This is a genomic window from Aeromicrobium choanae, assembly GCF_900167475.1.
Classification (GTDB): Bacteria; Actinomycetota; Actinomycetes; order Propionibacteriales; family Nocardioidaceae; genus Aeromicrobium; species Aeromicrobium choanae.
In genome coordinates this window covers 1,318,311-1,342,720 of sequence record NZ_LT796768.1, presented here as the reverse complement: position 1 = coordinate 1,342,720, position 24,410 = coordinate 1,318,311, and the positions used below count along the sequence as shown (strand labels likewise).

Annotated in this window: 19 protein-coding genes; 8 read left to right on the top strand and 11 right to left on the bottom strand. The window is 70.0% G+C overall.

Translation table 11 applies throughout. The features are described from left to right. Window positions 1-4: 4 nt before the first annotated feature. The 4 genes from B5D60_RS06615 to B5D60_RS06600 form a co-directional block, all read right to left on the bottom strand. Complete coding sequence (locus tag B5D60_RS06615) at window positions 5-2,554, bottom strand: CDP-glycerol glycerophosphotransferase family protein (RefSeq protein ID WP_078699413.1); 2,550 nt, start codon at window positions 2,552-2,554, stop codon at window positions 5-7. After that, the gene (locus B5D60_RS06610; protein WP_078699412.1) at window positions 2,551-4,989 is read right to left on the bottom strand and encodes a CDP-glycerol glycerophosphotransferase family protein; all 2,439 of its coding nucleotides are present in this window, start codon (window positions 4,987-4,989) and stop codon (window positions 2,551-2,553) included. The genes B5D60_RS06615 and B5D60_RS06610 overlap by 4 nt, the downstream gene beginning before the upstream one ends. Window positions 4,990-5,018: 29 nt before the next feature. Then, entirely contained in the window at window positions 5,019-5,510 is a 492-nt protein-coding gene (locus B5D60_RS17185) for a hypothetical protein (RefSeq protein ID WP_231948983.1), read from the bottom strand. Between the two features lie 63 nt (window positions 5,511-5,573). After that, window positions 5,574-6,887: a UDP-glucose dehydrogenase family protein gene (locus B5D60_RS06600; RefSeq protein ID WP_078699411.1), complete on the bottom strand. Its 1,314-nt coding sequence runs from the start codon at window positions 6,885-6,887 to the stop codon at window positions 5,574-5,576. A gap of 110 nt (window positions 6,888-6,997) precedes the next feature. On the opposite strand from B5D60_RS06600, the gene B5D60_RS06595 reads away from it, so the two are divergent. The 3 genes from B5D60_RS06595 to B5D60_RS06585 are packed head-to-tail and all read left to right on the top strand — an operon-like array spanning window position 6,998 to window position 9,366. After that, window positions 6,998-7,276 (top strand): GNAT family N-acetyltransferase, encoded by a 279-nt coding sequence (locus B5D60_RS06595; protein ID WP_078701317.1) that lies wholly within the window; start codon window positions 6,998-7,000, stop codon window positions 7,274-7,276. Beyond that, window positions 7,276-8,490 (top strand): Nramp family divalent metal transporter, encoded by a 1,215-nt coding sequence (locus B5D60_RS06590; RefSeq protein WP_078699410.1) that lies wholly within the window; start codon window positions 7,276-7,278, stop codon window positions 8,488-8,490. The genes B5D60_RS06595 and B5D60_RS06590 overlap by 1 nt, the downstream gene beginning before the upstream one ends. Window positions 8,491-8,508: 18 nt before the next feature. Beyond that, window positions 8,509-9,366, top strand: a complete 858-nt coding sequence (locus B5D60_RS06585) for an Fpg/Nei family DNA glycosylase (protein ID WP_078699409.1) — start codon at window positions 8,509-8,511, stop codon at window positions 9,364-9,366. 75 nt (window positions 9,367-9,441) lie between these two features. Here B5D60_RS06585 and B5D60_RS06580 read toward each other — a convergent pair whose 3' ends face one another. Continuing rightward, window positions 9,442-10,359 carry a DUF6801 domain-containing protein gene (locus B5D60_RS06580; protein WP_153302891.1) on the bottom strand — a complete coding sequence of 306 codons (918 nt, stop codon included), beginning with the start codon at window positions 10,357-10,359 and terminating at the stop codon, window positions 9,442-9,444. 217 nt (window positions 10,360-10,576) lie between these two features. On the opposite strand from B5D60_RS06580, the gene B5D60_RS06575 reads away from it, so the two are divergent. From B5D60_RS06575 to B5D60_RS06555, 5 genes are all read left to right on the top strand, one after another. Continuing rightward, on the top strand, window positions 10,577-11,200 hold the full coding sequence (locus tag B5D60_RS06575; RefSeq protein WP_078699407.1) for a hypothetical protein: 624 nt from the start codon (window positions 10,577-10,579) through the stop codon (window positions 11,198-11,200). A gap of 126 nt (window positions 11,201-11,326) precedes the next feature. After that, window positions 11,327-15,181: a phosphoribosylformylglycinamidine synthase gene (gene purL / locus B5D60_RS06570; protein WP_078699406.1), complete on the top strand. Its 3,855-nt coding sequence runs from the start codon at window positions 11,327-11,329 to the stop codon at window positions 15,179-15,181. Between the two features lie 94 nt (window positions 15,182-15,275). Then, the gene (locus B5D60_RS06565) at window positions 15,276-15,455 is read left to right on the top strand and encodes a hypothetical protein (protein WP_078699405.1); all 180 of its coding nucleotides are present in this window, start codon (window positions 15,276-15,278) and stop codon (window positions 15,453-15,455) included. A gap of 79 nt (window positions 15,456-15,534) precedes the next feature. Next, window positions 15,535-16,152 carry a DUF47 domain-containing protein gene (locus tag B5D60_RS06560; RefSeq protein ID WP_078699404.1) on the top strand — a complete coding sequence of 206 codons (618 nt, stop codon included), beginning with the start codon at window positions 15,535-15,537 and terminating at the stop codon, window positions 16,150-16,152. A 12-nt stretch (window positions 16,153-16,164) separates the two neighbouring features. Continuing rightward, window positions 16,165-17,175, top strand: a complete 1,011-nt coding sequence (locus B5D60_RS06555) for an inorganic phosphate transporter (protein WP_078701316.1) — start codon at window positions 16,165-16,167, stop codon at window positions 17,173-17,175. Window positions 17,176-17,266: 91 nt separating this feature from the next. On the opposite strand, the gene pstB is transcribed toward B5D60_RS06555, so the two are convergent. The 6 genes from pstB to B5D60_RS06525 all read right to left on the bottom strand — a co-directional run bounded on the left by pstB (window position 17,267) and on the right by B5D60_RS06525 (window position 24,406). Further along, entirely contained in the window at window positions 17,267-18,046 is a 780-nt protein-coding gene (pstB, locus tag B5D60_RS06550; protein WP_078699403.1) for a phosphate ABC transporter ATP-binding protein PstB, read from the bottom strand. A gap of 19 nt (window positions 18,047-18,065) precedes the next feature. Then, complete coding sequence (pstA, locus tag B5D60_RS06545) at window positions 18,066-19,133, bottom strand: phosphate ABC transporter permease PstA (RefSeq protein WP_078699402.1); 1,068 nt, start codon at window positions 19,131-19,133, stop codon at window positions 18,066-18,068. Between the two features lies 1 nt (window position 19,134). Beyond that, window positions 19,135-20,067: a phosphate ABC transporter permease subunit PstC gene (gene pstC / locus B5D60_RS06540; protein ID WP_078699401.1), complete on the bottom strand. Its 933-nt coding sequence runs from the start codon at window positions 20,065-20,067 to the stop codon at window positions 19,135-19,137. Between the two features lie 76 nt (window positions 20,068-20,143). Continuing rightward, complete coding sequence (gene pstS / locus B5D60_RS06535; RefSeq protein ID WP_231948982.1) at window positions 20,144-21,235, bottom strand: phosphate ABC transporter substrate-binding protein PstS; 1,092 nt, start codon at window positions 21,233-21,235, stop codon at window positions 20,144-20,146. Between the two features lie 148 nt (window positions 21,236-21,383). Beyond that, a complete protein-coding gene (locus B5D60_RS06530; protein WP_078699400.1) occupies window positions 21,384-22,256 on the bottom strand; it encodes an NUDIX hydrolase in 873 nt (290 codons plus the stop codon). Window positions 22,257-22,273: 17 nt separating this feature from the next. Continuing rightward, a complete protein-coding gene (locus B5D60_RS06525; RefSeq protein WP_078699399.1) occupies window positions 22,274-24,406 on the bottom strand; it encodes an RNA degradosome polyphosphate kinase in 2,133 nt (710 codons plus the stop codon). Window positions 24,407-24,410: the final 4 nt, after the last annotated feature.

Sequence of the window (24,410 nt, the reverse complement as noted above, 5' to 3'; positions counted from 1 at the left end):
GCATCTAGTCGTAGAGCGACTTGACGCGCCCGACCACCCGCGCAGCTGATCCAGCATCAGCATGATCGTGGAAGATGCGGCGTCGCCAAGCGTGTTCCTCGGCCATGGTGGGGTCGGGTTCGTCGAAAAAGCCGTCCAGCGCTGCGGCCAACTCGTCGAAGTCGCGGCAGACGGGGCCGGGAAGGACGCGTTCCAAGTCGTAGAAGAGTCCGCGCTCTCGGTTCGCGTAGTGATCGAGGTCGTAGGCAAAGCTCGCCAAGGGCCGTCCAGTGAGCATGAAGTCGACCAGACAACTGGAGTAGTCGCTGATCAGACCCGACGCGACCCGGTAAAGCACTTCCAGATCAGGGTACCTGCGGCTCGACAGGTCGAGTGAGCCCAGCGGTGCCAGCTGGTGCCAGTAGGTGCCAGCCTGATCTGCCATGTGCTCACGTACGCCGAGGACCGCGCCGTGACGATCCATCCAGTCGGCCAAGCGCTCGAGGTCAGCATCGGTGAATCGGTAGTATGCCTCGGCCTGCGCGTCCTTGAACGTGGGGAGGAACATCACCAGCCGCCGGTCTCCGACCTCGCCGCGCAGGCGCTGCTCTGTCTCGCGCAAGTCGGGCGGGAGTCGGTCAGCGTCGCACGTGACGAAATCGTTGCGTGGTAGTCCGGTGTTCCAGATTTCGGTGTAGGACAACGGCCAGAAGGCAGAGGTCATCGCCAATTGGTCCATCCGACTGGAGGCGATCACCGCGCGCGACCCGCCGTTGTTTCGAAGGAAGGTTCGCTCCAGGTCGCGAGTGACGGCGGTCGACGCCGACCCGAAGCGCTTGAGGGGAATTCCGTGCCAGAGGTTGATGAAGTTGTGAGTCAGTGGCGACACGGGCCAGTGACCGTTGATCTGCGGTCCGTGCTTGACGAAGATCTGGCGTGACCGGATCAAATGCTCCTGACCTGCACGGCTCATCAAAGGCACGACCACGACGTTCTCGCCGGCGAGGTCGACGCGGCGGGATCGAGTGAGGATGACCTTCTTGATCGACGGATCGTCGCGGACGTACTCGAAGACAGCGCGCTCGTTGCCTCCGAGCGTGTGGTCATACGCGCACACCGGGAAGGCCCACCAGTGGTCGTACGTCGGCGTCCCTTCGTCCTCCTGTCGAAGACGCGGCCAGGACAGCGGGTCCTGGTAGTCGATCGTCCCGTCCGATCGTGCCTCGACAGACAGGCTGCGTTGGAGGTGATCGTCAGCGCTCACCCGCAGGAGATTGTGCTCGTACAGGTCGACCTTGGCGCTCGGCACTCGCTGGCTGATCTGGTGCTTCCACGTCGCCAGACCGGGCATCCGCCGGGGATTCTCGGTGATGAGGTTGCGCTTGAGCAAGGGGAATCCCTGCTCCACGAGGCTCCAGTAGTCGGAGGTGTAGACGGGCAAGTAGGGATAGAGCCCATCGACATAGGTGTCGACATCGAATCCGCGGGTGAGCAGGTAGCGGCTCAGCCCCACCTCGTACTTGACGATGACCAGCGACTTGGACCTCTCGGTCGTCACCGCGTCGAGCCGCCGCCGGAAGCCCTCGTCGGCGATCACCGGGCGGCGGAAGGCCAAGAAGTACGAGCTCAAGTGCAGATGATCGATCGGATCGATCGCGTTGGCCGCGCGCCAACGCCGCTTTGCCTCGACCAACGGTAGTGGTGCCTCGTCGCCGCTGTCCCGCGAGTAGGGGCGCTTCGTGGCGTGTATGCCCCACCAGTCGGCGCTGCGGGCCGACATGGTCGCGAACACCTCGTCCAATGGCCTGAGCAGGTAGGCGCTGTCGTTTGCGAACAGCACCTCGTCGTAGGTCTCGAGCACGTCCCACCCGACGAGATCGCGGGCAAGCAGCGACCACGAGCCGAAGTCGTAGCGGCCGTGGCGGATCGCCCATGCCCCGCTCGTCACGGCCGAGAGCTTCTCCAGTTCGCCGGGGCTCACGGTGGCGTCGGTGAGGAAGTACACGTCGGCGTGGCGCGACAGCTCGGTGACGTAGTCGACCACGTAGTCGTCGATGATCCCGTCGGGGTCGTAGCCCGCGAAGAGGCAGACCCGACGCACGGGCTCGTCCGGCTCGAAGGACGTCGGCGGCCGTAGTTCGGAAGCGGGTGGAAGGGTGGGCAGGCAGGCGTGCTGTCCGGCGGCCAGGTGGTGGACGAGCGGATTGACGTCGTCGCGCGTCGGGTCGAGGTGTTCGCTCCAGTACCACCAAGCATCGAAGTCGATGCGAGGGTTGATCAGCTGCTTCCACCCGGAGGTGCAGAAGTGCTTGTAGGGAGCCCTCTGGACGCTCTTACTCGCAGGGAATATGGCGCGGTAGGCCTTGACGTCCAGCGCCCTCGCACTCTTGACCAGGGCGATCTCGCAGGCGAGGACGACCTCGTCAGACGCTCGGTCGGGGTCCGCCAGTTCCGGAAGTCCTTCAGCGAGCACATGGTCGAGCATCGCCTGGGCTCTGGAGTCGTCGGTGCCCCGTGCTGCGTCCCAGGCGGCCGCGAAGGCACGCCAGGTGTCGACAAACGCGCCGAGGCTCATGACAGTTGCCTCTTCGGTGCGAGTCCGAGGAGCCGCTCGACGACCCGCCTCGAGCTCCTTCCGTCTGCGTGCTCGACGAACAACTCGCGCACACGGGCGTACTGCCGAGACACGGTGGGATCGGCCAAGGCGCGATCGATCTCTGCTGCCAGTGCTTTGGTGTCGCGGCACACCGGGCCGGGAAACACGTGATCCAGGTCGTAAAGCAGCCGGCCGTCGAACTGCTCCAGGTCGTGGACGAAGCTGATCGCCGGGCGCCCGGTCAGGGTGAAGTCCAAAGCCACCCCGTCGACGTCCGTCACGACGAGGTCGGTCGCCCGCAATACTGCGTGCACGCTCGGATACCGCGTGACGGAGATGTCGAGCGCGCGGGTGCCGAAGGCGCGACTGGTGGCGCGATCGAGATCGCCGTCCGCCTCGCGAATCCCCAGCACTGCTCCGGCGTCCTCGGCCGCGGACGCGAGTCGGTCGACCTCGGTGGGGGTGAAAAGGTACGGCTCGGCGTCGAAGCCCCGGCGAGGAAGGATTGTCGTGAACAGCACGAGGCGCCGACCGTCGAGCTCCTCTCGTAGGCGCTGCTCCTGTTCGTGCAGGTCAGCGGGCACGTCGTCGCGGACCAGGAAGTCGTGTGCCGGGATCCCGGTCGGCCACGCGTCGACGTAGCGCGTGCTCCAGTTGGAGGCGACCGCGGCGAGCCGGTCGGCGTCCGAGGCGGCGAGCACAGCGTCGAATACCCGGGTGGGTGCGGGGTGCAGCATCTCGAGGGGTCCCTCATGCGTCGGACGAGCGCTCTGAACGACGCGGGGCGCGGCCGCGGTACGCCCGTACTTCAGCAAGGTCAGGCCCCGACGGACGGCGATGACGTGGTGGCGCTCGGTCTTGACCCGCACATCGGTGGCGCGCAGCGGACGGTCGGCGACCAGCACGATCCCCGAGCGCATCAGTGCCTCGCGGCCCTGTGGACTGCGGACTGGGAGGGTCACCACGTTCTCGCCACTGAGTGGGATCCGCCGGGACCGAGTGAGTATGACTTTTGTGATGCCGGGATCGTGTGCCACCTGCTCGAAGATCGCGCGGCTGTTGTCCGGTAGTTGGTGCGTCTCGCGGTCGACGACGAAGGCCCACTGACGCAGGTCCTGAGTGGCCGCGGCGTCTAGCTTGGAGAATCGGGTGGGAGTCATATCCCAGTCCGGCACGTCGACCGTTCCGTCGTCGCGCTCCTCGATGGCGAAGCTGCGCGCCAGGCCGTCGGCCGGAGCGGTGCGCAGCAGATTGGTCTCGAAGGCGTCCACGGGGGCATCAGGGATGATGGCCCGGACCGTCTCCTTCCACCGCGCGAGCGCGGGCACGTCGTAATGGTTCCGATAGAGAAGGAACCGCTTGAGCAAGGGGAACCCGTCGGCGATCAGCCCGAAGACCCTGCGGGTGTAGACCGGATGGAACGGTTGGAGCGTCGGGACGAAGGTCGAGAAGCGGTGACCGTGGCCGATCAGCAGGTGGGTCAGCCCGATCTCGTACTTCTGGATGACCAGGCGCTTCGAGCGCTGCGTCGTGACGCCGTTCACGAGCCTGCGGAAGACGGGACTGTTGAGCACGGGGCGCCGGAAGGCCAGGAAGTAGGAGCCGACGAGGAAGTCGTACGTCACTGCGTCCTCGAACCCGTCGAGCAGCTCCTCGCGGACGGTGTCGAGCGGGATCGGGTCGGGGAACCCGTTCTCGGGGACGTCGCGCGTCATCGCGATGCCCTTCGTGGCCTGCAGGCCCCACCAGTCGCACGCCTGCGCGTCCATCCGCTCGAACACCGCGTCGAGCGGTCGGACGAGGTAGGACGAGTCGTTGACGAACAGGACCTCGTCGTACTGCTCGAGCCGCTCCCAGCCGACGAGCTCGCGGGCCAGCATCGCGTAGGAGCCGAAGTCGTAGGCGCCGTGGCGGATCGCCCACGCGTCCTGCGCGACCTCGCGCAGCTTGGCGAGCTCGCTCTCGGGGAGGTAGCCGTCAAACAGGACGAAGACGTCGCTGAAGCGCGCCAGCTCCCGCAGGAGGATGAGGACCGCTTCGTCGACGATGCCTTGGGCGTCGAAACCGGCGAACAGGGTCGCGCGGCGCACCGCCCGGTCGGTGGGCAGCACCGCGCCGGGGCCCGACGTGGTGCTCGCCGGCCGGGTGGACAGTCCCGCGTCGCGACCGACGAGGGCGTAGTGGACGAGGGGGTTGGTCGCATCGTCGGCCGGGTCGAGGTGGTTGGCCCAGTACCACCAGACGTCGAAGTCGGCGCGGGGCTTGCGCAACTGCTTCCAGCCCGTGCTGCAGAAGTGCTCGAGCGGGTCCGTGACCGTGTCAGGTAGCTCGGGCAGGGAGCGCGCGTAGTAGGCCTCGTCGAAGTACGGGGCGGCGGCGGCCACCTCGGCCTCGAGACGCTCAAGTTCGGGCATGGCCTCGAGCGCAGCCAGACGGTCGGCGCTCACTGGTGCGTGCGGAGGTGGTTGAGGAGAGGGTTGCCCTTGCGGCGCGCCACCAGCGGGTGCCTGGCGAGGTAGTGCTTGGTACTGAACTCCGGACCGGGATCCTTGCCCTCGGCGGCACCGTAACGCAGGTAGTGCAGCGCCGGGCTCATGCCGGTGGCGACGACCGCAGGGTAGACCCGCAGGTACCAGGGGCCGTCGAACAGGGCCGAGGCGCGGAGCTCGCGCGCATCGGCCAGCTCTCTCTCGGTGGCAGCGTTCGGCAGGACGCGACGCTTCAGCCAGCCCTTGGGTCCTGTCGCCGTGGACTCCTGCGCCGTCAGTCTCGCGTCTAGGGCCTCGGCCAGCCGGGCAGCCTGGTCCGTGGCCCGATCTGCCTGCGCGGAGCTCTCCGCGGTCGCCTCGTAGCGGCGGCGCAGCTCGGCCAACTCCCGCCGGCACTGCTGCAAGGATTCCTCGAGCATGACGATCTCAGCCCCCGTGGTGTCCACCCCCGTGATCCTCCTCGTCGTGTCGGCCGGAACTCGGACCAGCATACCGGCGTGGCGTCGGGCTCAGGGCCTGCCCAGTGCTCGGTAGGTCCACCCAGCGGCGCGCCATTGTGCCGGGTCGAGCGCGTTGCGGCCGTCCAACACCTGCAACTTGGCGACCAGCTGCCCAACACGCACGGGATCGAGCTCGCGGTACTCGCGCCACTCGGTGAGCAGCAGCACGAGGTCGGCTCCGGTCAGGGCCTCGGCGGTGTCGTCCACGTAGAGCAGGTTCGGGTACGACGACTTCGCGTTGCCCAGAGCGGCGGGGTCGGTGACGCGCACCGTAGCGCCCTGCAGCCGCAGTTGCTCGGCCACGTTCAGCGCGGGGGAGTCGCGGATGTCGTCCGAGTCGGGCTTGAACGAGGCGCCGAGCACGGTGATGCTGCGGCCCATCAGCGAGCCACCGCACTCCTCCCGCGCGAGGTCGACCATGCGCACCCGGCGACGCGTGTTGATGGCGTCGACCTCGGCCAGGAAGCTCAGCGTCTGGTCGGCGCCCAGCTCGCCGGCGCGCGCCATGAACGCGCGGATGTCCTTGGGCAGGCAGCCGCCGCCGAAGCCCAGGCCGGCGTTGAGGAACTTGCGGCCGATGCGGTCGTCGAGGCCGATCGCGTCGGCGAGCGCCGTGACGTCGGCGTCGGTGCGCTCGCACAGCTCGGCCATCGCGTTGATGAAGGAGATCTTCGTGGCCAGGAAGGAGTTCGCGGCGACCTTGACCAGCTGGGCGGTCGCGGGATCCATCACCAGGCGCGGCGTGTCCTCGGCCAGGATCGTGGCGTAGACCTCGTCCAGCAGCGCGGTGGCGCGCTCGCCGGCCTCGCCGTCGGGCACGCCGTAGACGAGGCGGTCGGGGTGCAGCGTGTCCTGGACGGCGAAGCCCTCGCGCAGGAACTCGGGGTTCCACACGAGCATCGCGTCGGGCTGGACGTCGGCCAGCCGGGCCGCGAGCCGCTCCGCGGTGCCGACGGGCACCGTGGACTTGCCGGCGATCACCGCGCCCGGCGTGACGACCTCGAGCAGGCTCGCGAAGGCGCCGTCGACGTACCGGAGGTCGGCCGCGTACTCGCCCCGCTTCTGCGGGGTGCCCACGCAGAGGAAGTGCACCTGGGCGTCGGCCGCCTCGGCAAAGTCGGCGGTGAAGGAGAGCCGGCCGCTCGCGAGCGTGCGCTCGAGCAGCTCGGGCAGGTTCGGCTCGAAGAACGGGGCGCGGCCGGCGGCCAGGCTTTCGATCTTGGCCAGGTCGGTGTCGACGCCGACGACCTCGTGGCCGAGCTCCGCCATGCTCGCGGCGTGGACGGCGCCGAGGTACCCACAGCCGATGACACTGATCTTCATGGAGCCACCGTAGCGACCGCAACCGGGCCCCGGGAGCGAAGTCACCATCCGTCTCGCCCGCCTCCTCGCTCGTGGTGCACAGGGGAAAGCCGATGTGGGAGGGTCGGTCCATGACGGTCGACATCACGCACAACGAAGCGGAGCAGCAGTACGAGATCGCGGTCGACGGCGAGCGCGCCGGCTTCACCGAGGCGCGGGAGGAGGGCGACGTCGTCGTCTTCCCGCACACCGTGATCGACGAGCGGTTCGAGGGTCAGGGCCTGGCGAGCCAGCTCGTGACCTACGCGCTCGACGACGTGCGCGCCCGGGGCAAGAAGGCCAAGGTCCACTGCAGCTACATCAAGCGCTTCGTCGAGAAGCGCCCGCAGTACCAGGACCTGCTGGCCTAGTGACCCAGGTCCTGCGACGCCGGCTCACACTGCTGGGGCCGGCGTTCATCGCTGCGGTCGCCTACGTGGATCCGGGCAACGTCGCGACCAACCTGACCGCGGGGGCGCGGTTCGGCTACACCCTCGTGTGGGTCGTCGTGCTCGCCAACCTGATGGCCGTGCTGATCCAGTACCTCTCGGCCAAGCTCGGGCTCGTGACCCGTCGGTCGCTGGCGGCCCAGGTCGGCGGCCGCGTCTCGGTGCGCGTCCGCTTCCTCTACTGGCTCCAGGCCGAGGGGATCGCCATCGCGACCGACCTGGCCGAGGTCATCGGCGGGGCGATCGCATTCCACCTGCTCTTCGGCGTGCCGCTGCCGCTCGGTGCCCTGCTGACGGCGGTGGTGGCGATGCTCGTGCTCGCCATCGGCGACCGCTGGGGGCAGGGTGTGCTGGAGCGGATCATCGTCGGCTTCCTGCTGCTGATCGCCGTCGGGTTCCTCGCCGGACTCGTCGTCGGCCCGCCACCGGCCGGCGAGGTGGCGCAGGGCCTGGTGCCGCGCTTCGACGGCGCCGAGAGCGTGCTGCTGGCCTCGGGCATCGTCGGTGCCACGGTGATGCCCCACGCGGTCTACCTCCACTCGAGCCTCACCGCCGACCGGCTCGGCGTGCGCGGGGAGCACTCGTCCCTGCGCGACCTGCTGGCGGCCACTCGGATCGACGTCGTGCTGGCGCTCGTCCTGGCCGGCATGCTGAACCTCGGCCTGCTGCTGATGGCCGCCGCGAACCTGCAGGGCATGCCCGGCACCGACACGATCGCCGGCGCCCACGAGCTGATCGGCAGCGAGATCGGCGTGGGCGTGGCCCTGCTGTTCGCGGTCGCGCTGCTGGGCTCGGGCATCTCCTCCACCTCGGTGGGCAGCGCGGCGGGCGCCGAGGTGATGCGGGCCCTGACGCCGTGGTCGCTCAAGCCGGTCACCCGTCGGCTGATCACGCTCGTGCCGGCGCTGTTCGTCCTGCTGCTGGGCATCGACCCCACGCGCGCCCTGGTGGTCTCGCAGGTCGTGCTCTCGATGGGCATCCCCTTCGCGGTCGTCCCGCTGGTGTGGCTGACGGCGTCACGCGCCGTGATGGGCGAGCACGTCAACCGGCGCGTCACCACGGTGCTCGCGTCGCTGGCCGCCGCCGCGATCGTCGCGTTGAACGTCGTGCTGTTGTGGCTGACGTTCGCCGGATGAGGCTCGTAGGCTGACCCCATGCCCGAGATGCCCGAGGTCGAGGCCCTCGTCCACTGGCTGGGCGACAAGCTCGACGGTGCCGTGGTGGCCGAGATCGAGCCCGCGTCGTTCGCCGTGCTCAAGACCTACGACCCGCCCGTCTCGGCGTTCGCCGGACTGACCGTCACCGGCGTCACCCGGCACGGCAAGTTCATCGACATCGACGTGGACGGCCTGCACCTGGTGATCCACCTGGCCAAGGCCGGCTGGCTGCGGTGGTCGGACCACTTCGGGGACAGCCGCGTCAAGATGGGCGGCCCGCTCGCCCTGCGCTTCCGCGTGGACCGCGGCGACGGCCCGCACGAGGGCTTCGACCTCACCGAGGCGGGCACCCGCAAGGGCCTGGCCGTCTACGCCGTGCGCGATCCGCAGGAGGTCGCGGGGATCGTCCGGCTCGGCCCCGACCCGCTCGCGCCGGGATTCGACCTGCGGCCGCTGCTGCAGCGACGGATGCAGGTCAAGCGCCTGCTGCGCGACCAGACCGTCGTGGCCGGGATCGGCAACGCCTACAGCGACGAGATCCTGCACGCCGCGAGGCTGTCGCCGTTCGCGATCGCGGAGAAGCTGGACGAGGACGAGGTGGTGCGGCTGGAGGCCGCCGTGACCTCGGTGCTCACCGAGGCGGTCGCCGCGGCCGACGGCAAGCCCGCCGCCGACCTCAAGGACGCCAAGCGCGAGCGGATGCGCGTGCACGGCCGCGCGGGCCAGACGTGCGAGGTCTGCGGCGACACCGTGGCCGAGGTGGTGTTCGCCGACTCCTCGCTGCAGTACTGCCCGACCTGCCAGACCGGCGGCACGCTGCTCAAGGACCGCACGACGTCGAAGTTCCTGAAGTAGCCCGTACGCGGGCCGGGAACGACGAAGGGGCGAGAGCCTCGCGGCCCTCGCCCCTCCTTCACACCTGCGGTGCGGTCACTTCTTGACGGTGATGATGACCTTCACCTTGGCGCTGCCGCCGTAGCCGTCGCGGACGGTCACGTAGAGCGCCTTCTTGCCCTTGAACTTCTTGTTCGGCACGAACTTGAACTTCGGGCCCTTGCCGCTGACCTTGCCGACCTTCTTGCTGAGCTTGCCGGCCTTGTAGGTGAGGCGGTCGCCGTCGGCGTCCTTGGCGCGGATGACGAAGGACTTGGCCTTCTTGCTCTTCGTGACGACCTTGACCGTCTTCTTGCTGGCGACCGGTGCCCGGTTCGGGACCTTGATCGAGCCGAGCGCCAGGTTGGCCGGGCCGGTGCAGGTGAGGTTCGACGGGACCGTGGACTCGTCGGCGCGGTAGATCGTGGCCGCGATCGTGAACGCCTTCGGCACGCCGAGCGCGACGGTGTGCTTCGTGGTGGCGGGGGCCTTGAACGCCGGAACGGTGCCGGTGGCCGGGATCGTCCACGCCGCGCCGACGTTCTGCGGGACCGGGGTCCGCGGTGCGGCGAGGCTCGGGATGCGGACCGCGGTGCTGCGGCCGCCCGAGGTCAGCGTGAGCGAGGCATCGGTGGAGGCACCGGCGGCCTCGCGGCCCTGCAGCAGGCCGCTCGTCGCGGCGCGGAGATCCTCGGGGAGGGTCAGCGTGATGTTCACGGCGCGGGCGGGGACCGTCTGACCCGCGCGGACCGAGGTCGGCACGGTCGTGGAGATGGCCACGCCGATGTTGTGCCTGCCCAGGTCCAGCGGACCGGCGGTGACGGCGCAGTTGTAGGTGAAGTTCTTCGACAGTCGGACGTCGGCGGCGTTCGCCGTGCCGGCGCCGGCCATCGTCAGCGCGCCGGCCATGCCGGCGATCAGCGTGGCGGAGACAGGCACGGCCAAGCGGCGCGCCAGGGGAGCAGTTCGGGTCACGAGGAACCTTTCGGTAACGGAGCTCCGCACGGGTGGGATCGAGCGGAACGGAACGGTGGAGCGTCATCGTAACAAGGTTTTAACTGTGAGTTAAGCCACTATTTTCAAGCGTTCCCCACTGCCTCGGGATTTGCTCCCATTTCCACCTGTGAATCGCCATCCACAGCGCAAACAGGAGCAGATCTCGCGCGTTGCGCGACCGTCCTAGGCTGGTGACATGGGCATCGGGAAGACGGGGCGGCGCGTCAACGCCGCGGTCGGCGGGTTCACGACGCGGGTGGACGGGCAGACCGAGGTCGCCGCCGCGCGCGCGGCACAGGCGCTGCGCCTCGCGGTGCGGCTGCTGCGCTGGCCCTCGCTCGGCGTGATGGTGGTGTCGTGGCCCTTCCTGGCCGGCCTGGCGATCGTCAGCGTGCTGGCCGAGGACGCCTGGCTCAGCGTGCTAGCCGGGCTGATCGCGGTCGTCGGCGCCCTGCTGTCCGGCGCGTTCGCCTGGCGCCGGCAGCGGATCCTCGCCGCGGTGGAGGACGAGCCGCAGCTCGCCACCGAGCTGGGGATCGCGGTCGCGATGAGCGACGACGTCGGCGAGGCCCGCCTCGTGCTGGGGCAGCTGGCCGGCGCCACGGGCGGCGTCCGCGTGTTCTCGCGCCTGAAGGGCCTCCGGCGCGGCTTCGGTCTCGGGCCCGGCGTCCTCCAGGACGTCGCCGACCTGCCCCGGGCGCGCTGGTTCTTCCCGCCGACGGTCGGCACCACCGTCACCCTGTTCCTCGGCGTGCTGTGGCTCGTGCCCGTCTCGTTCGTCAGCTGCCTGCTGCTGGCGATCGCCCTCGCCGCCCGCTGACCCGTCCCACTCGCGACCCCGGAACGCGCCACTCGACGACGGCGGTGCCGCCCCCCGCGGCGCGGCGCGGTCTCAGGGCCGATCCGCCCGGCAGCCCGGGCCGGACGGGTCGTTAGGCTGGGGCGCGTGTCGCGCGACGTCGAACTCACCGTGGTCGAGGGCGGCAACGCCCTCTCGGCCTTCCGCTCCCGAGCCCTGTTGGCCCGCCTCCAGGAGGTGGCCCCCGGGCTGACCGACGTCCGTGCACGGCACGTGCACTGGGTCGCCAGCGAGCGACCCCTCGATGCCGCCACGACCGACACGGTGACCCGCATCCTCGACTACGGCGACCCGGTCCAGGACGGACCCGACGGCACCCTCGTCGTGGTCGGACCCCGGCTCGGCACGATCTCGCCGTGGTCGAGCAAGGCCACGGACATCGTGCACAACTGCGGCCTCGACGTGCGCCGCGTCGAGCGGGTCACCGAGTACACCCTCGTCGGCGCCGAGCCCACCCCCGAGCAGCTGGCCGCGTGCGCCGACGTGCTGCACGACCGCATGACCGAGACCGCGCTGTACTCCCGCGAGTCCGCCGCCGACCTCTTCGACGAGCGCGAGGCCGAGCCGATGCAGCGGATCGACGTCCTCGGTGGCGGCCGCGAGGCGCTCGTCGCGGCCGACACCGAGTTCGGCCTGGCGCTGTCCCCGGACGAGATCGACTATCTCGTCGACGCGTTCACGGACCTCGACCGGAACCCCACCGATGTCGAGCTGATGATGTTCGCGCAGGCGAACTCCGAGCACTGCCGCCACAAGATCTTCAACGCCGACTTCGTGGTCGACGGCGAGCCGCAGGACCGCTCGCTGTTCGCGATGATCCGGCACACCGAGGCGATCGCCGGTCACGGCACGGTCGTGGCCTACAAGGACAACGCCTCGATCATGGAGGGTGGCCCGGCCACGCGCTGGCTGCCCGAGGCGGCCGACGGACCCAGCCGCTACGCCCCCCGCGACGGCGAGGTGCACGTGCTCATGAAGGTCGAGACGCACAACCACCCGACGGCGATCTCTCCCTACCCGGGCGCCGCCACCGGCGCCGGTGGCGAGATCCGCGACGAGGGTGCCACCGGTCGCGGCTCGCAGCCCAAGGCCGGCCTGACGGGCTTCGTCGTGTCGAACCTCAACCTGCCCGGCACCGACGAGCCGTGGGAGACCGAGCAGTACGGCCGGCCCGCCCACATCGCCAGCCCGCTCGACATCATGACCGAGGGCCCGATCGGTGCCGCGGCGTTCAACAACGAGTTCGGGCGCCCGGGCCTCGGCGGCTTCTTCCGCGTGTACGAGCAGACCGTCGACGGCGTGCGTCGCGGCTATCACAAGCCGATCATGAGCGCGGGCGGACTGGGCTCGATCAGCGCCGAGATGACCGAGAAGATCGCGTTCCCGGCCGGCAGCCTGCTGGTGCAGCTGGGCGGACCCGGCATGCGCATCGGCATGGGCGGCAGTGCGGCCTCCTCCCAGGCGGCCGGCGCCAACGCCGCCGAGCTCGACTTCGACTCGGTGCAGCGCGGCAACCCCGAGATCGAGCGGCGCGCGCAGGAGGTCATCAACCACTGCTGGTCCCTCGGCGAGGACAACCCGATCCTGTCGATCCACGACGTGGGAGCGGGCGGACTCTCGAACGCGTTCCCCGAGCTGGTCGACGACGCCGGCGTCGGTGCCACCTTCGAGCTGGGCGCGGTGCCGCTCCTGGAGAGCGGCCTGGCGCCCAAGGAGGCCTGGTGCAACGAGAGCCAGGAGCGCTACGTCCTGGCGATCGCGCCGGAGTCGCTGGAGCGGTTCGCCGCGCTGGCCGAGCGCGAGCGCTGCCCGTTCGCCGTCGTGGGCGTCGCCCGTGACGACGCGCAGCTCGTCCTCGAGCCGGTCGACCCCGCCGACGAGACGCCGATCGACATGCCGCTCGAGGTCCTGCTCGGCAAGCCGCCGAAGATGACCCGCGACGCCACCCGCGTGGCCCGGTCGACCAGCGAGCTCGACCTCTCGGACGTCGACGTGGCCGAGGTGGCCCACGACGTCCTGCGCCACCCCTCGGTGGCCTCGAAGCGCTTCCTCGTCACGATCGGCGACCGCACGGTGGGTGGCCTCACCCACCGCGACCAGATGGTCGGGCCGTGGCAGGTGCCGGTGGCCGACGTCGCCGTGACGCTCTCGGACCACGTGGGCTTCGCCGGCCAGGCGATGGCCAGCGGCGAGCGCACCCCCCTGGCCGCGGTCGACGGCCCGGCGTCCGGCCGGATGGCCGTGGGCGAGGCGATCACGAACCTGCTGGCCGCGCCGATCCACCTGCCGGGCGTCAAGCTCTCGTGCAACTGGATGGCCGCGTGCGGCGAGGACGGCGAGGACGCCGCCCTCTACGACACGGTGCACGCCGTCGCGATGGAGCTGTGCCCGGCCCTGGGGATCTCGGTCCCGGTGGGCAAGGACTCGCTCTCGATGCGCACGCGCTGGACCGAGGAGGACGGCACCGAGAAGCAGGTGACCGCGCCCGTGTCCCTCGTCGTCACCGCGTTCGCGTCGCTGCCCGACGTGCGCGGCACGGCCACCCCCGAGCTGCCCGCCGGAGCGGCGCTGCTGCTGGCCGATCTCGGTGCCGGCCGCAACCGCCTCGGCGGCTCGATGCTGGCCCAGGTGCGCGGTGAGTTCGGCGGCACGGTGCCCGACCTCGACGACCCGGCGCGCCTCGTGGCCCTGGTCGACGGCGTCAACGCGCTGCGCGACGCCGGCCTGCTGCTGGGGTACCACGATCGCTCGGACGGCGGCCTGTGGGCCGCGGTGTGCGAGATGGCCTTCGCCGGCGGCGTGGGCGTCGACCTCGACGTCGCCGACCTGGCCGCCCTGTTCACCGAGGAGCTGGGCGCCGTCCTGGCTGTCCCCGTGGAGCGGGCCGACGAGGCCGTCGCGCTGCTGGAGCAGCACGGCCTGGCCGACCTCGTCCACCGTGTCGGCACCTCCACGGCGGAGCGCCACGTGCGTGTGCCGGGCCTCGGTCTGGACGAGCCGCTCGAGGGCCTCGCCCAGACGTGGGACGAGGTCTCGTGGCGGATCTCGCGCCTGCGCGACAACCCCGAGTGCGCCGACGCCGAGCACGCCGCCATCGGCGCCCCCGTCCCGACGCTCACCGTGGAGCCCACCTTCGACCCCACCGACGACGTCGCGGCGCCGTACCTCGTCGGCCGCGCCCGGCCGAAGGTCGCGATCCTGCGCGAGCAGGGCGTCAACTCCCACGTCGAGACCGCCTTCGGCTTCGACCGTGCCGGCTTCGACACGTACGACGTGCACATGACCGACCTGCAGTCGGGTCGCTTCGACCTCTCCGACGTGGTGGGCCTGGCGGCCTGCGGCGGGTTCTCCTACGGCGACACGCTGGGCGCCGGCGAGGGCTGGGCGCGATCCGTGCTGTTCAACCCCGCGCTCACCGACGCGTTCGCCGGGTTCTTCTCCCGGCCCGACACGTTCGGCATCGGCATCTGCAACGGCTGCCAGATGTTCGCGGCCCTGGCCGACATCATCCCGGGCGCCGAGGCGTGGCCGCGGTTCACCCGCAACGCCTCCGAGCAGTACGAGGCGCGCCTCTCCCTCGTCGAGGTGCTCGAGTCGCCCTCCGTCTTCTTCTCCGGCATGGCCGGCTCGAAGGTGCCGATCGCGGTGGCCCACGGTGAGGGCTTCGCCAACTTCTCGGTGCGCGGCGACGCCGCCACCGTGCAGCGGGCGGCGCGCTTCGTGGACGTGAGCGGTCAGGTCGCCACGGACTACCCGGCCAACCCGAACGGCTCGCCCGACGGCCTCACCGCCGTCACGACGACCGACGGCCGGTTCACCGCGATGATGCCCCACGCCGAGCGCGTGCAGCGCAACGCGCAGCTGTCGTGGACCTCGGCCGACCCGTCGGTGGAGAGCCCGTGGCTGCGGATGTTCCGCAACGCCCGCGTGTGGGTGGGCTGACAAGACCCGCAGCGGCCATCGGGAACTAGTCACAACGGACGGTTTTCGCTTCCGGACTTGGGATAGGGGGCCCTCACCCGCGTACTCTCGGTATGTGGCCCTGTACCCCCCCGGCGAACGCACGAGCGAGCCGCTCGACGATCGGCTGCGCGACGATGACGCGCTGGCCGAGATCGAGCTGACCTCTCGGCTGATGATCGCCGCGTCGGGAGCCGCCGAGCCACTCTCCCAGGATGAGATCGACGGACTCCTGGGCGTCGCCCCCGACGCCTGATCGGCCTCGGTTGGCGGCTGCGCTCGCCCAGCACCTACCATGGGCAGAGTCTGCCCGCCCCATGCCGAGGAGTACCCGCGTGCGTTTTCGCATCCGACCGGTCGAGGCCTCGTTCTACGACCTCTTCACCGAGATGGCCAACCACCTGGTCATCGGTTCGGGCATCGTCGCCCGGGTCCTGGACCCCGAGGCCGACAAAGCCGCGCTCGCCGCTCAGATGAGTGACGCCGAGCACGCGGCCGACGACACGACCCACGCGATCATCAAGCTGGTGAACAGCACGTTCATCACGCCGTTCGACCGCGAGGACATCTACGCGCTGGCCAGCAGCCTCGACGACGTCATGGACTACATGGAGGAGGTCGTCGACTGCACGGCCCTCTACGGCGTCACTGAGTTCCCCGAGGACTTCGCCGCCCAGGTCCAGGTCCTGCAGCGGGCGTCGAACATCACCGCCGAGGCCATGCCGCGCCTGCGCACGATGAAGGACCTCGACGAGTTCTGGATCGAGATCAACCGCCTCGAGAACGAGGGCGACCGCAACCACCGCCGCCTGCTCGCCGACCTGTTCGACGGCAACTACAAGGCGATGCAGGTGCTCAAGCTCAAGGACATCGTCGAGGCCGTCGAAGCGGCCATCGACGCGCTGGAGTCGGTGGCGAACACCGTCGAGCAGATCGCCGTCAAGGAGTCCTGAGTGGACCTTGTGATGGTCATGGTGGTCACGGTCGTCGTGATCGCCCTCGTCTTCGACTACACGAACGGCTTCCACGACGCCGCCAACGCCATCGCCACCTCGGTGTCGACGCGCGCCCTGACGCCTCGCGTCGCGCTCGCGATGGCCGCGGTGCTGAACTTCGTGGGTGCCTGGCTGGGTGTCGAGGTCGCCAAGACGATCCAGGGCATCATCGACATCGACGGAGCCACCGGGTCCAGTGCTGCCGACCGGGCCCATGCGCTGACGATCGTGCTGGCGGCCCTCGTCGGCGCGATCACCTGGAACCTCATCACGTGGTACTTCGGCATCCCCTCGTCGTCGTCCCACGCCCTGATCGGCGGCATCGTCGGCGCCGGCATCGCGTCGGCCACCACGGTGGAGTGGAACACGCTCGTGGACAAGGTCGCGATCCCGATGGTGCTGAGCCCGGCGCTGGGCTTCTTCCTCGCGTTCGGGCTCATGACGGCGATCATGTGGATCTTCCGCCGGGCCAAGCCGACCCGGGTGCAGCGCGGCTTCCGGGCGGCGCAGACCGTCTCGGCGGCTGCCATGGCGCTGGGCCACGGCCTCCAGGACGCCCAGAAGACGATGGGCATCATCGTCCTCGCGCTCACGGCCGGCGGCCTGCACACCACCGACGACGTTCCCCTGTGGGTCATCGTCGCCTCCGCCAGTGCGATCGCCGCGGGCACGTACTCCGGTGGCTTCCGCATCATGCGAACCCTCGGACGCCGCATCATCGAGCTCGACCCGCCGAAGGGCTTCGCCGCCGAGGCCACCGCTGCCAGCGTCCTGTACGTCATGGCCATCGGCCTGCACGCCCCGGTCTCCACCACCCACACGATCACCTCGGCCATCATGGGCGCGGGCGCCACGAAGCGCTTCAGCGCCGTGCGCTGGGGCGTGGCCAAGAACATCGTCGTGGCCTGGGTCATCACGATGCCGGCGGCCGCCGCCGTCGCCGCGGCCTTCTACTTCGTCGCCCGCCCGTTCCTGCCGTAAGTCGTCTGAAGCGCTGGGAGTGACGTTCCCGGGGCCGACACGCCGTCGCGCACCCCGCAAACGTCACTGCCAGCGTTGCCGGGACGCGGGCTCAGCCGAACCGACCCTGGATGTAGGCCTCCGTGGCCGGGTCCTCGGGGTTGGCGAACATCTTCTCGGTGGGCCCGAGCTCCACGAGCCGTCCCGGCTGGCCCACGCCGGCGAGGTTGAAGAACGCGGTCTGGTCCGAGACGCGCGCCGCCTGCTGCATGTTGTGGGTGACGATCACGATCGTGTAGTCGTTCTTGAGCTCGTGGATCAGGTCCTCGATGACGCTCGTCGAGATCGGGTCCAGGGCCGAGCACGGCTCGTCCATCAGCAGCACCTCGGGCTCCACGGCCACGGCGCGCGCGATGCACAGGCGCTGCTGCTGGCCGCCGGACAGGCTCGAGCCGGGACGCTCGAGGCGGTCCTTGACCTCGGCCCACAGGCCTGCGCGGCGCAGCGAGCGCTCCACCACGTCGTCGGCCTCCGACTTCTTCATGCGCTTGCTGTTGAGGCGCTGCCCCGCGAGCACGTTCTCCGCGATCGACATCGTCGGGAACGGGTTGGGGCGCTGGAAGACCATGCCGATCTTGCGGCGGACGTTCACCGGGTCCATGTCGGAGGCGTAGAGGTCCTGGCCGTCGACCAGCACCTTGCCCTCGACGCGGGCTCCGCGGATCACCTCGTGCATGCGGTTCAGCGACCGCAGGAACGTGGACTTGCCGCAGCCCGAGGGGCCGATGAAGGCCGTCACCGCGCGGGCGGGCACGGCGATGTTCACGCCTTCGACGGCGAGGAAGTCGCCGTAGTAGATGTTCAGGTCCGAGACGTCGATGCTCTTGGCCATGGGGGTTCCTTCCGGGAGGTCAGCGCTCGCCCTGGGGCGAGAAGAAGTGGGAGACGAGGCGGGCGACGAGGTTCAGCAGCATCACGATGAGCAGCAGCACGAGCGCCGCGCCCCAGGCCCGCTCGATGCTCGGCCCCGGCGGGACGCCGGGCTGCATGATGGAGGAGTAGGTGAAGACCGGCAGGGTCGCCATCCGGCCGTCGAACAGGTTGAAGTTCACCGAGTCGGTGGCCCCGGCGATCACCAGCAGGGGAGCGGTCTCGCCGATCACGCGGGCGATCGCCAGGGTGATGCCGGTGACGATGCCGGCCAGCGCGGTGGGCAGCACGACCTTCATGATGGTGCGCCACTTCGGCACGCCCAGCGCGTAGGAGGCCTCGCGCAGCTCGTTCGGGACGAGCTTGAGCATCTCCTCGCAGGAGCGGACGACGACCGGGACCATGAGCACCGAGAGCGCCACGGCGCCACCGATGCCCATCCGCACGCCGTCGCCGAAGAACACCACGAACAGCGCGTACGCGAACAGGCCGGCCACGATCGACGGGATGCCGGTCATGACGTCGACGAGGAAGCGGATCCACGTGGACAGCCGACCGTCCTCGCCGTACTCGATGAGGTAGATCGCGGTGAACAGGCCGATCGGGACCGAGATGACCGTGGCCGCCGCGGTGATCAGCAGGGTGCCGACGATCGCGTGGTAGATGCCGCCGCCCTCGCCGACGACGTTGCGCATCGAGTAGGTGAAGAACTCGCTGCTCAGCACGGGCAGGCCCTGCTCGAGGACGCTCCACATGATGCTGCCGAGCGGGATGAGCGCCAGCCCGAAGGCGGAGGCGACCAGCAGGGTCACGAGCCGGTCGGTGGCCTTGCGGCGTCCCTCGACGAAGCGCGACCAGAGCGGGACGATCCAGGCGAGCGCGTAGCCGACGAAGGCCAGCCGCAGGTCGACCAGCCCGAAGAGGCCCGCGAGGACCAGCAGGATGGCGACGGCGTGGATCGCCCGCGGGGCCGCGGTCGGCAGCGTGTGCGTCCGCAGCGAGTCGGCGAGGTCGCCGGACGGCGGGGCGGGGGGGAGAGTCGTGGTCATGTCAGTTCGCTCCGGAGAATTCCTTGTTGCGCTCGACGATGGCGCGGGCGGCGAAGTTCACGGCGAAGGTGATCACGAACAGCACCAGGCCGGTGGCGATCAGCACGTTCACGTTGAGGCCGCTGGCCTCGGGGAACGACTGGGCGATGTTCGCCGCGATCGTGTTGGGGTTGCCCGAGCTGATGACGTTGAAGGTGACGACGCCCGAGGCGCTCAGCACCATCGCGACGGCCATCGTCTCGCCCAGCGCGCGGCCCAGCGCCAGCATCGCGGCGGACACCATCCCCGAGCGCGCGTAGGGGAAGACGGCCATCTTGGTCATCTCCCAGCGGGTCGCGCCGAGGGCGAGTGCGGCCTCCTCGTGCAGGCGCGGCGTCTGCAGGAAGATCTCGCGGCAGATCGCCGTCATGATCGGCAGCACCATGATCGCCAGCACGAGGGCGGCGGTCAGCAGCGTGCGCCCGGTGGCCGAGGCCGGACCGGCGAAGAGCGGGATGAAGCCGAGGTTCTCCTCGAGCCACACGTACAGCGGCTGGATGGCCGACGAGAGCGTGATGATGCCCCACGTGCCGTAGACGACGCTGGGCACGGCGGCGAGCAGGTCGATGAGGTAGCCGATGGGCTGGGCCAGGCGGCGCGGCGCGTAGTGCGAGATGAACAGCGCCACGCCGATGGCGACCGGCGTGGCGATCACGAGGGCGATGAACGCGGCCCACAGCGTGCCGAAGACCAGGGGCCCGACGTACTGCAGGAACGACTCGCCGCTCTTGACCTCGTCGGGCGAGGCGGTGATGCCGGGGATCCCCTCGGCGGTCAGGAAGATGCCGACGCCGGCGAGCGTCGCCAGGATGACGACGGCCGCGCCCAGCGAGATGCCGCGGAAGACGCGATCTCCCGGGCGGGTCGCCGTGCGCGGTTCGGTGGAGGTGCTCACATGGTGTCCTTGATGGAGTTCGTCTGGTGCCCATGACCCGGGCGAGGAGGCAGCCCCCTCGCCCGGACCGAAGGCATCAGCTGATGGTGTCGATCGCGGCCTGGGCCTTGGCGGAGAAGTCCTCCGACAGGGGCGCGGAGCCGGCGGCCTCGGCGGACGCGTCCTGGCCCTCGGTGCCGGCGACGTACGTCAGCCACTCCTTGACGAGCTCGGCCTCGGCGGCGTCCTCGTACTTCTGGCAGGCGATCTGGTACGAGACCAGGACGATCGGGTAGACACCCGCGGCCTCGGTCTTGCGGTCGATCTCCAGGGCCAGGTCGGTCGCGGCGCGACCCTCGACCTGCGTGGCGGCGTCGAGGACCTTGGCGGCGGCCTCGGGCGTCGGGGCGACGAACTCCTCGCCGACCTTGACCGAGACGGTGCTCAGCTCGCCGGCCTGGCTGGCATCGGCGTAGCCGATCGTGCCCTGGCCGCCGGAGACCGCCTGGATCACGCCGGAGGTCTGCTGGGCGGCCTCGCCACCCTTGACCGGCCACTCCTCGACCTCACCGTGCGTCCACGAGCCACCGGAGGCGGCGTCGAGGTAGGCGGTGAAGTTCTCGGTCGTGCCCGAGGCGTCGCCGCGGTGGACGGGCGTGATCGTGGAGTCGGGCAGCTCGGCGTCCGGGTTGTCCGCGGCGATCGTCTCGTCGTTCCACTTCGTGACGTCGCCGGCGAAGATCGCGCCGATGGTCTTCGGCGAGAGCTGGAGGCCGTCGACGCCGTCGAGGTTGTAGACGACGGCGACCGGGCTGACGTAGACGGGCACGGTGACGACGTCGGAGCCGCAGCGCTCCTTCGCGGAGGTGACCTCCGCGTCGTCGAGGTAGGCGTCCGAGCCGGCGAACGAGACGCCGCCGGCGATGAACTGCTCACGACCGCCGCCGGAGCCGATGGCGTCGTAGTTGACCGTGACGTCGGCGTTGGCGGTCTGGAAGCCCTGCTTCCAGGCGTTCACGGCCGACTGCTGCGAGCTGGCGCCGGCGCCGTTGAGCGTGCCGCTGAGCGAGCTGTCGGAGGAATCGTCCGCGTTGGCGGACTCGTTGGCGGCACCACAGGCCGACAGGCCGAACAGCAGCGCGGAACCCGCCGCGGTGGCGGCCAGGGTGCGCATGGACTTGCGGTTCACGTGTGTTCCCTCTCTGGAGCGTGTGTGAGGCGACTGCCTCGAACACCGCCACGCTAGGAAGCGCAGGTGTAGGGAACTCGCGACGAGGGTGAACGGAAGGTGAACCCTGGCCGAAGGCTGGGAGATCGACCCCGGGAGTCCGGGCGGATCAGACCAGCTCGGAGGCCAGCACCTTGCCCTTGCGGTGGTGGATCACCAGGGCGTGGCCCGGCGCGAGCACGGGTCCGCTGACGCCGAGCGCGGCGTAGACGTCGCGCAGCGTGGGCCGGTGCGTGCAGGCCACGGTGGGTCGCTTGGTGCCCAGCAGGGCCTCGACGGCCCGCTCGACCTTGGCCGGGGACGCGCCCTCGACCAGCCGGTCGTCGAGCTCCAGCAGCTCGTCGGTGGCGGCGACGTACGGGTCCACCGTCTGCACCGTGCGGGTGGCCGGGCTGCTGACGATGCGCCGCACGCCGAAGGCACTGAGCAGCGGCACGAGCTCCTTGGCTCGGTCGTGACCTTCCGCGGCGAGGGGGCGGTCTCGGTCGCCGCCGTCGAAGGCGTCTCGCGGGACCGCCTTGGCGTGGCGCAGGACCACGAGCGTGCGCGCCTTGTGCGACTTCCTCGCCACGAGGTCCTCGAACGACTCCAGCAGCCGTCGGTCGTGCTCGTACGTGAGCTTCTTGCGGGCCGCGCGGGGCGCGAACCACCTGATGTCGTCGACCTCGCGGTTGGGGCGGAAGTCGCTCTGGTCGTCCACCGGACGGGCGACCCAGTACGCGACCTGCTTGAGGCCGCCGCGGACACGGTAGGTCACCTCGGGCAGGGGGTGGACCAGCCGCACGCGGTACCCGGTCTCCTCGAGGATCTCGCGGACGGCCGTGACGGGCAGCGCCTCGTCGGGATCGGCCTTGCCCTTCGGGAAGGTCCAGTCGTCGTACCCCGGTCGGTGCACGAGGAGCACCTCGATGCCGCCGGATCCGCTCGGACCGGCCTTGCGCCAGACGATGCCGCCCGCGGCGGGGATGACCTTGCTCGCCATGGTGACAGTGTGCGCTCTCAGGCCCGGGACCGGCGAGAGCGTGCCCGCTCGATGAGCAGTTCCTGGACGTTCGCGCCCACGACGCGGGTCCAGGCCCCGTCGGGGCCCAGGTGCCACGCGAGGGTCTCGTCCGACGCCATCGTCTCGAGCAGGCCGGCCAATTGGTCGACGTGGGCCTGCGACGGCACCCGGACGAGGACCTCGACGCGGCGGTCGAGGTTGCGGTGCATGAGGTCGGACGAGCCGATCCACACCTCGCGGTCGTCGCCCAGGCCGAAGACGAACACCCGGCTGTGCTCGAGGAAGCGCCCGAGGACGCTGCGCACGCGGATGCGCTCGGACAGGCCCGGGACGCCGGGGCGCAGCGCGCAGATCCCGCGGATGATGAGGTCGACCCCGACGCCGGCCCGGGAGGCCTCGTAGAGCTTGTCGATGATCGCCTCGTCGACGAGGGAGTTGAGCTTGAACGCGATGTGCGCGGGCTTGCCCTCACGGTGCCGCGTGATCTCGCGGTCGATCCGGTCGACCAGACCCGACCGCAGCTCGCGGGGGGCGACCAGCAGGGAGTCGTAGTCGCTGGTCATCGCGAAGCCGGAGAGGCTGTTGAACAGCTCGGTGAGGTCGTGCGTGATCTCGCGGTTCGAGGTCAGCAGTCCGAAGTCCTCGTAGTGACGGGCGGTCTTGGGGTTGTAGTTGCCGGTGCCGATGTGCGCGTAGCGGCGCAGGCCGTCGGGCTCGTCGCGGATCACCAGGGCGAGCTTGCAGTGCGTCTTGAGGCCGACGAGCCCGTAGACCACGTGGCAGCCGGCGCGCTCCAGCTTGCGGGCCCAGCGGATGTTGGCCTGCTCGTCGAACCGGGCCTTGATCTCCACGAGCACCAGCACCTGCTTGCCCGAGCGGGCCGCGTCGACCAGCGAGTCGATGATCGGGGAGTCGCCCGACGTGCGGTACAGCGTCTGCTTGATCGCGAGCACGTGCGGATCGGCGGCGGCCTGCTCGATGAACCGCTGGACGCTCGTGGCGAAGGAGTCGTAGGGGTGGTGCACCAGCACGTCGCGCTTGCGCAGCGCGCTGAACATGTCGGCCGGGCTCGCCGTCTCGACCTCGGCGAGGTGCTCGTGCGTGCCGGGGACGAACGGCGGGAACTTCAGGTCGGGACGGTCGTTGTCGGCGATCTCGTTGAGGCTGCGAAGGTCCAGCGGACCGCGCAGGCGGAAGACCTCCTCGTCCGAGACGCCCAGCTCGCTGACCAGCAGCTCCAGGACGGCGTCGGACATGTTCTCGTCGACCTCGAGCCGCACCGGCGGGCCGAAGCGACGGCGCAGCAGCTCCTTCTCGAGCGCCTTGAGCAGGTTCTCCGCGTCGTCCTCCTCGACCTCCAGGTCCTCGTTGCGCGTGACGCGGAACGTGTGGTGGTCGATGATCTCCATCCCCGGGAAGAGGCTGTCGAGGTTGGCAGCGATGACGTCCTCGAGTGCGACGTAGCGGCCGTCGGAGGCCTTGGTCCATCGATGGATCACCGGCGGGACCTTGACTCGCGCGAAGTGCTCCTTGCCGGTGCGGGGATTGCGCATCACGAGCGCGATGTTGAGCGACAGGCCCGAGATGTAGGGGAACGGGTGCGCCGGGTCGACCGCCAGCGGCGTCAGCACCGGGAAGACGCGGTGGTGGTAGAACTCCGTGATCTGGCCGCGCTCCTCGTCGGTGAGCTCGTGCCAGCGCAGCAGGTGGATCCGCTCGTCCGCGAGCGAGGGCATGATCGCGTCGTGGAGCAGGTTGGCCTGACGCTCCATCAGCACCCGGCTGGCCTGCAGGCTGGACGACAGGACGTCGCGGGGGTTCAGGCCGCTCGCGGAGGGGACCGCCACGCCGGCGGCGATCCGCCGCTTGAGGCCGGCGATCCGGACCATGAAGAACTCGTCGAGGTTGCTGCCGAAGATCGCCAGGAAGCGCGTGCGCTCCAGCAGCGGGAGGGAGTCGAGCTCGGCCAGCTCCAGCACGCGCGCGTTGAACGCGATCCACGACAGCTCGCGGTCGAGGAAGCGGTCGTCGGGCAGCCCCCCGTCGTGCGCGTCGTAGGGCGGATCGACGTCGAACTCGTCGGGAGAGGACGCGAAAGGCTCAGGGACCGTCAGGTCGGTGGTCTCCATGGGC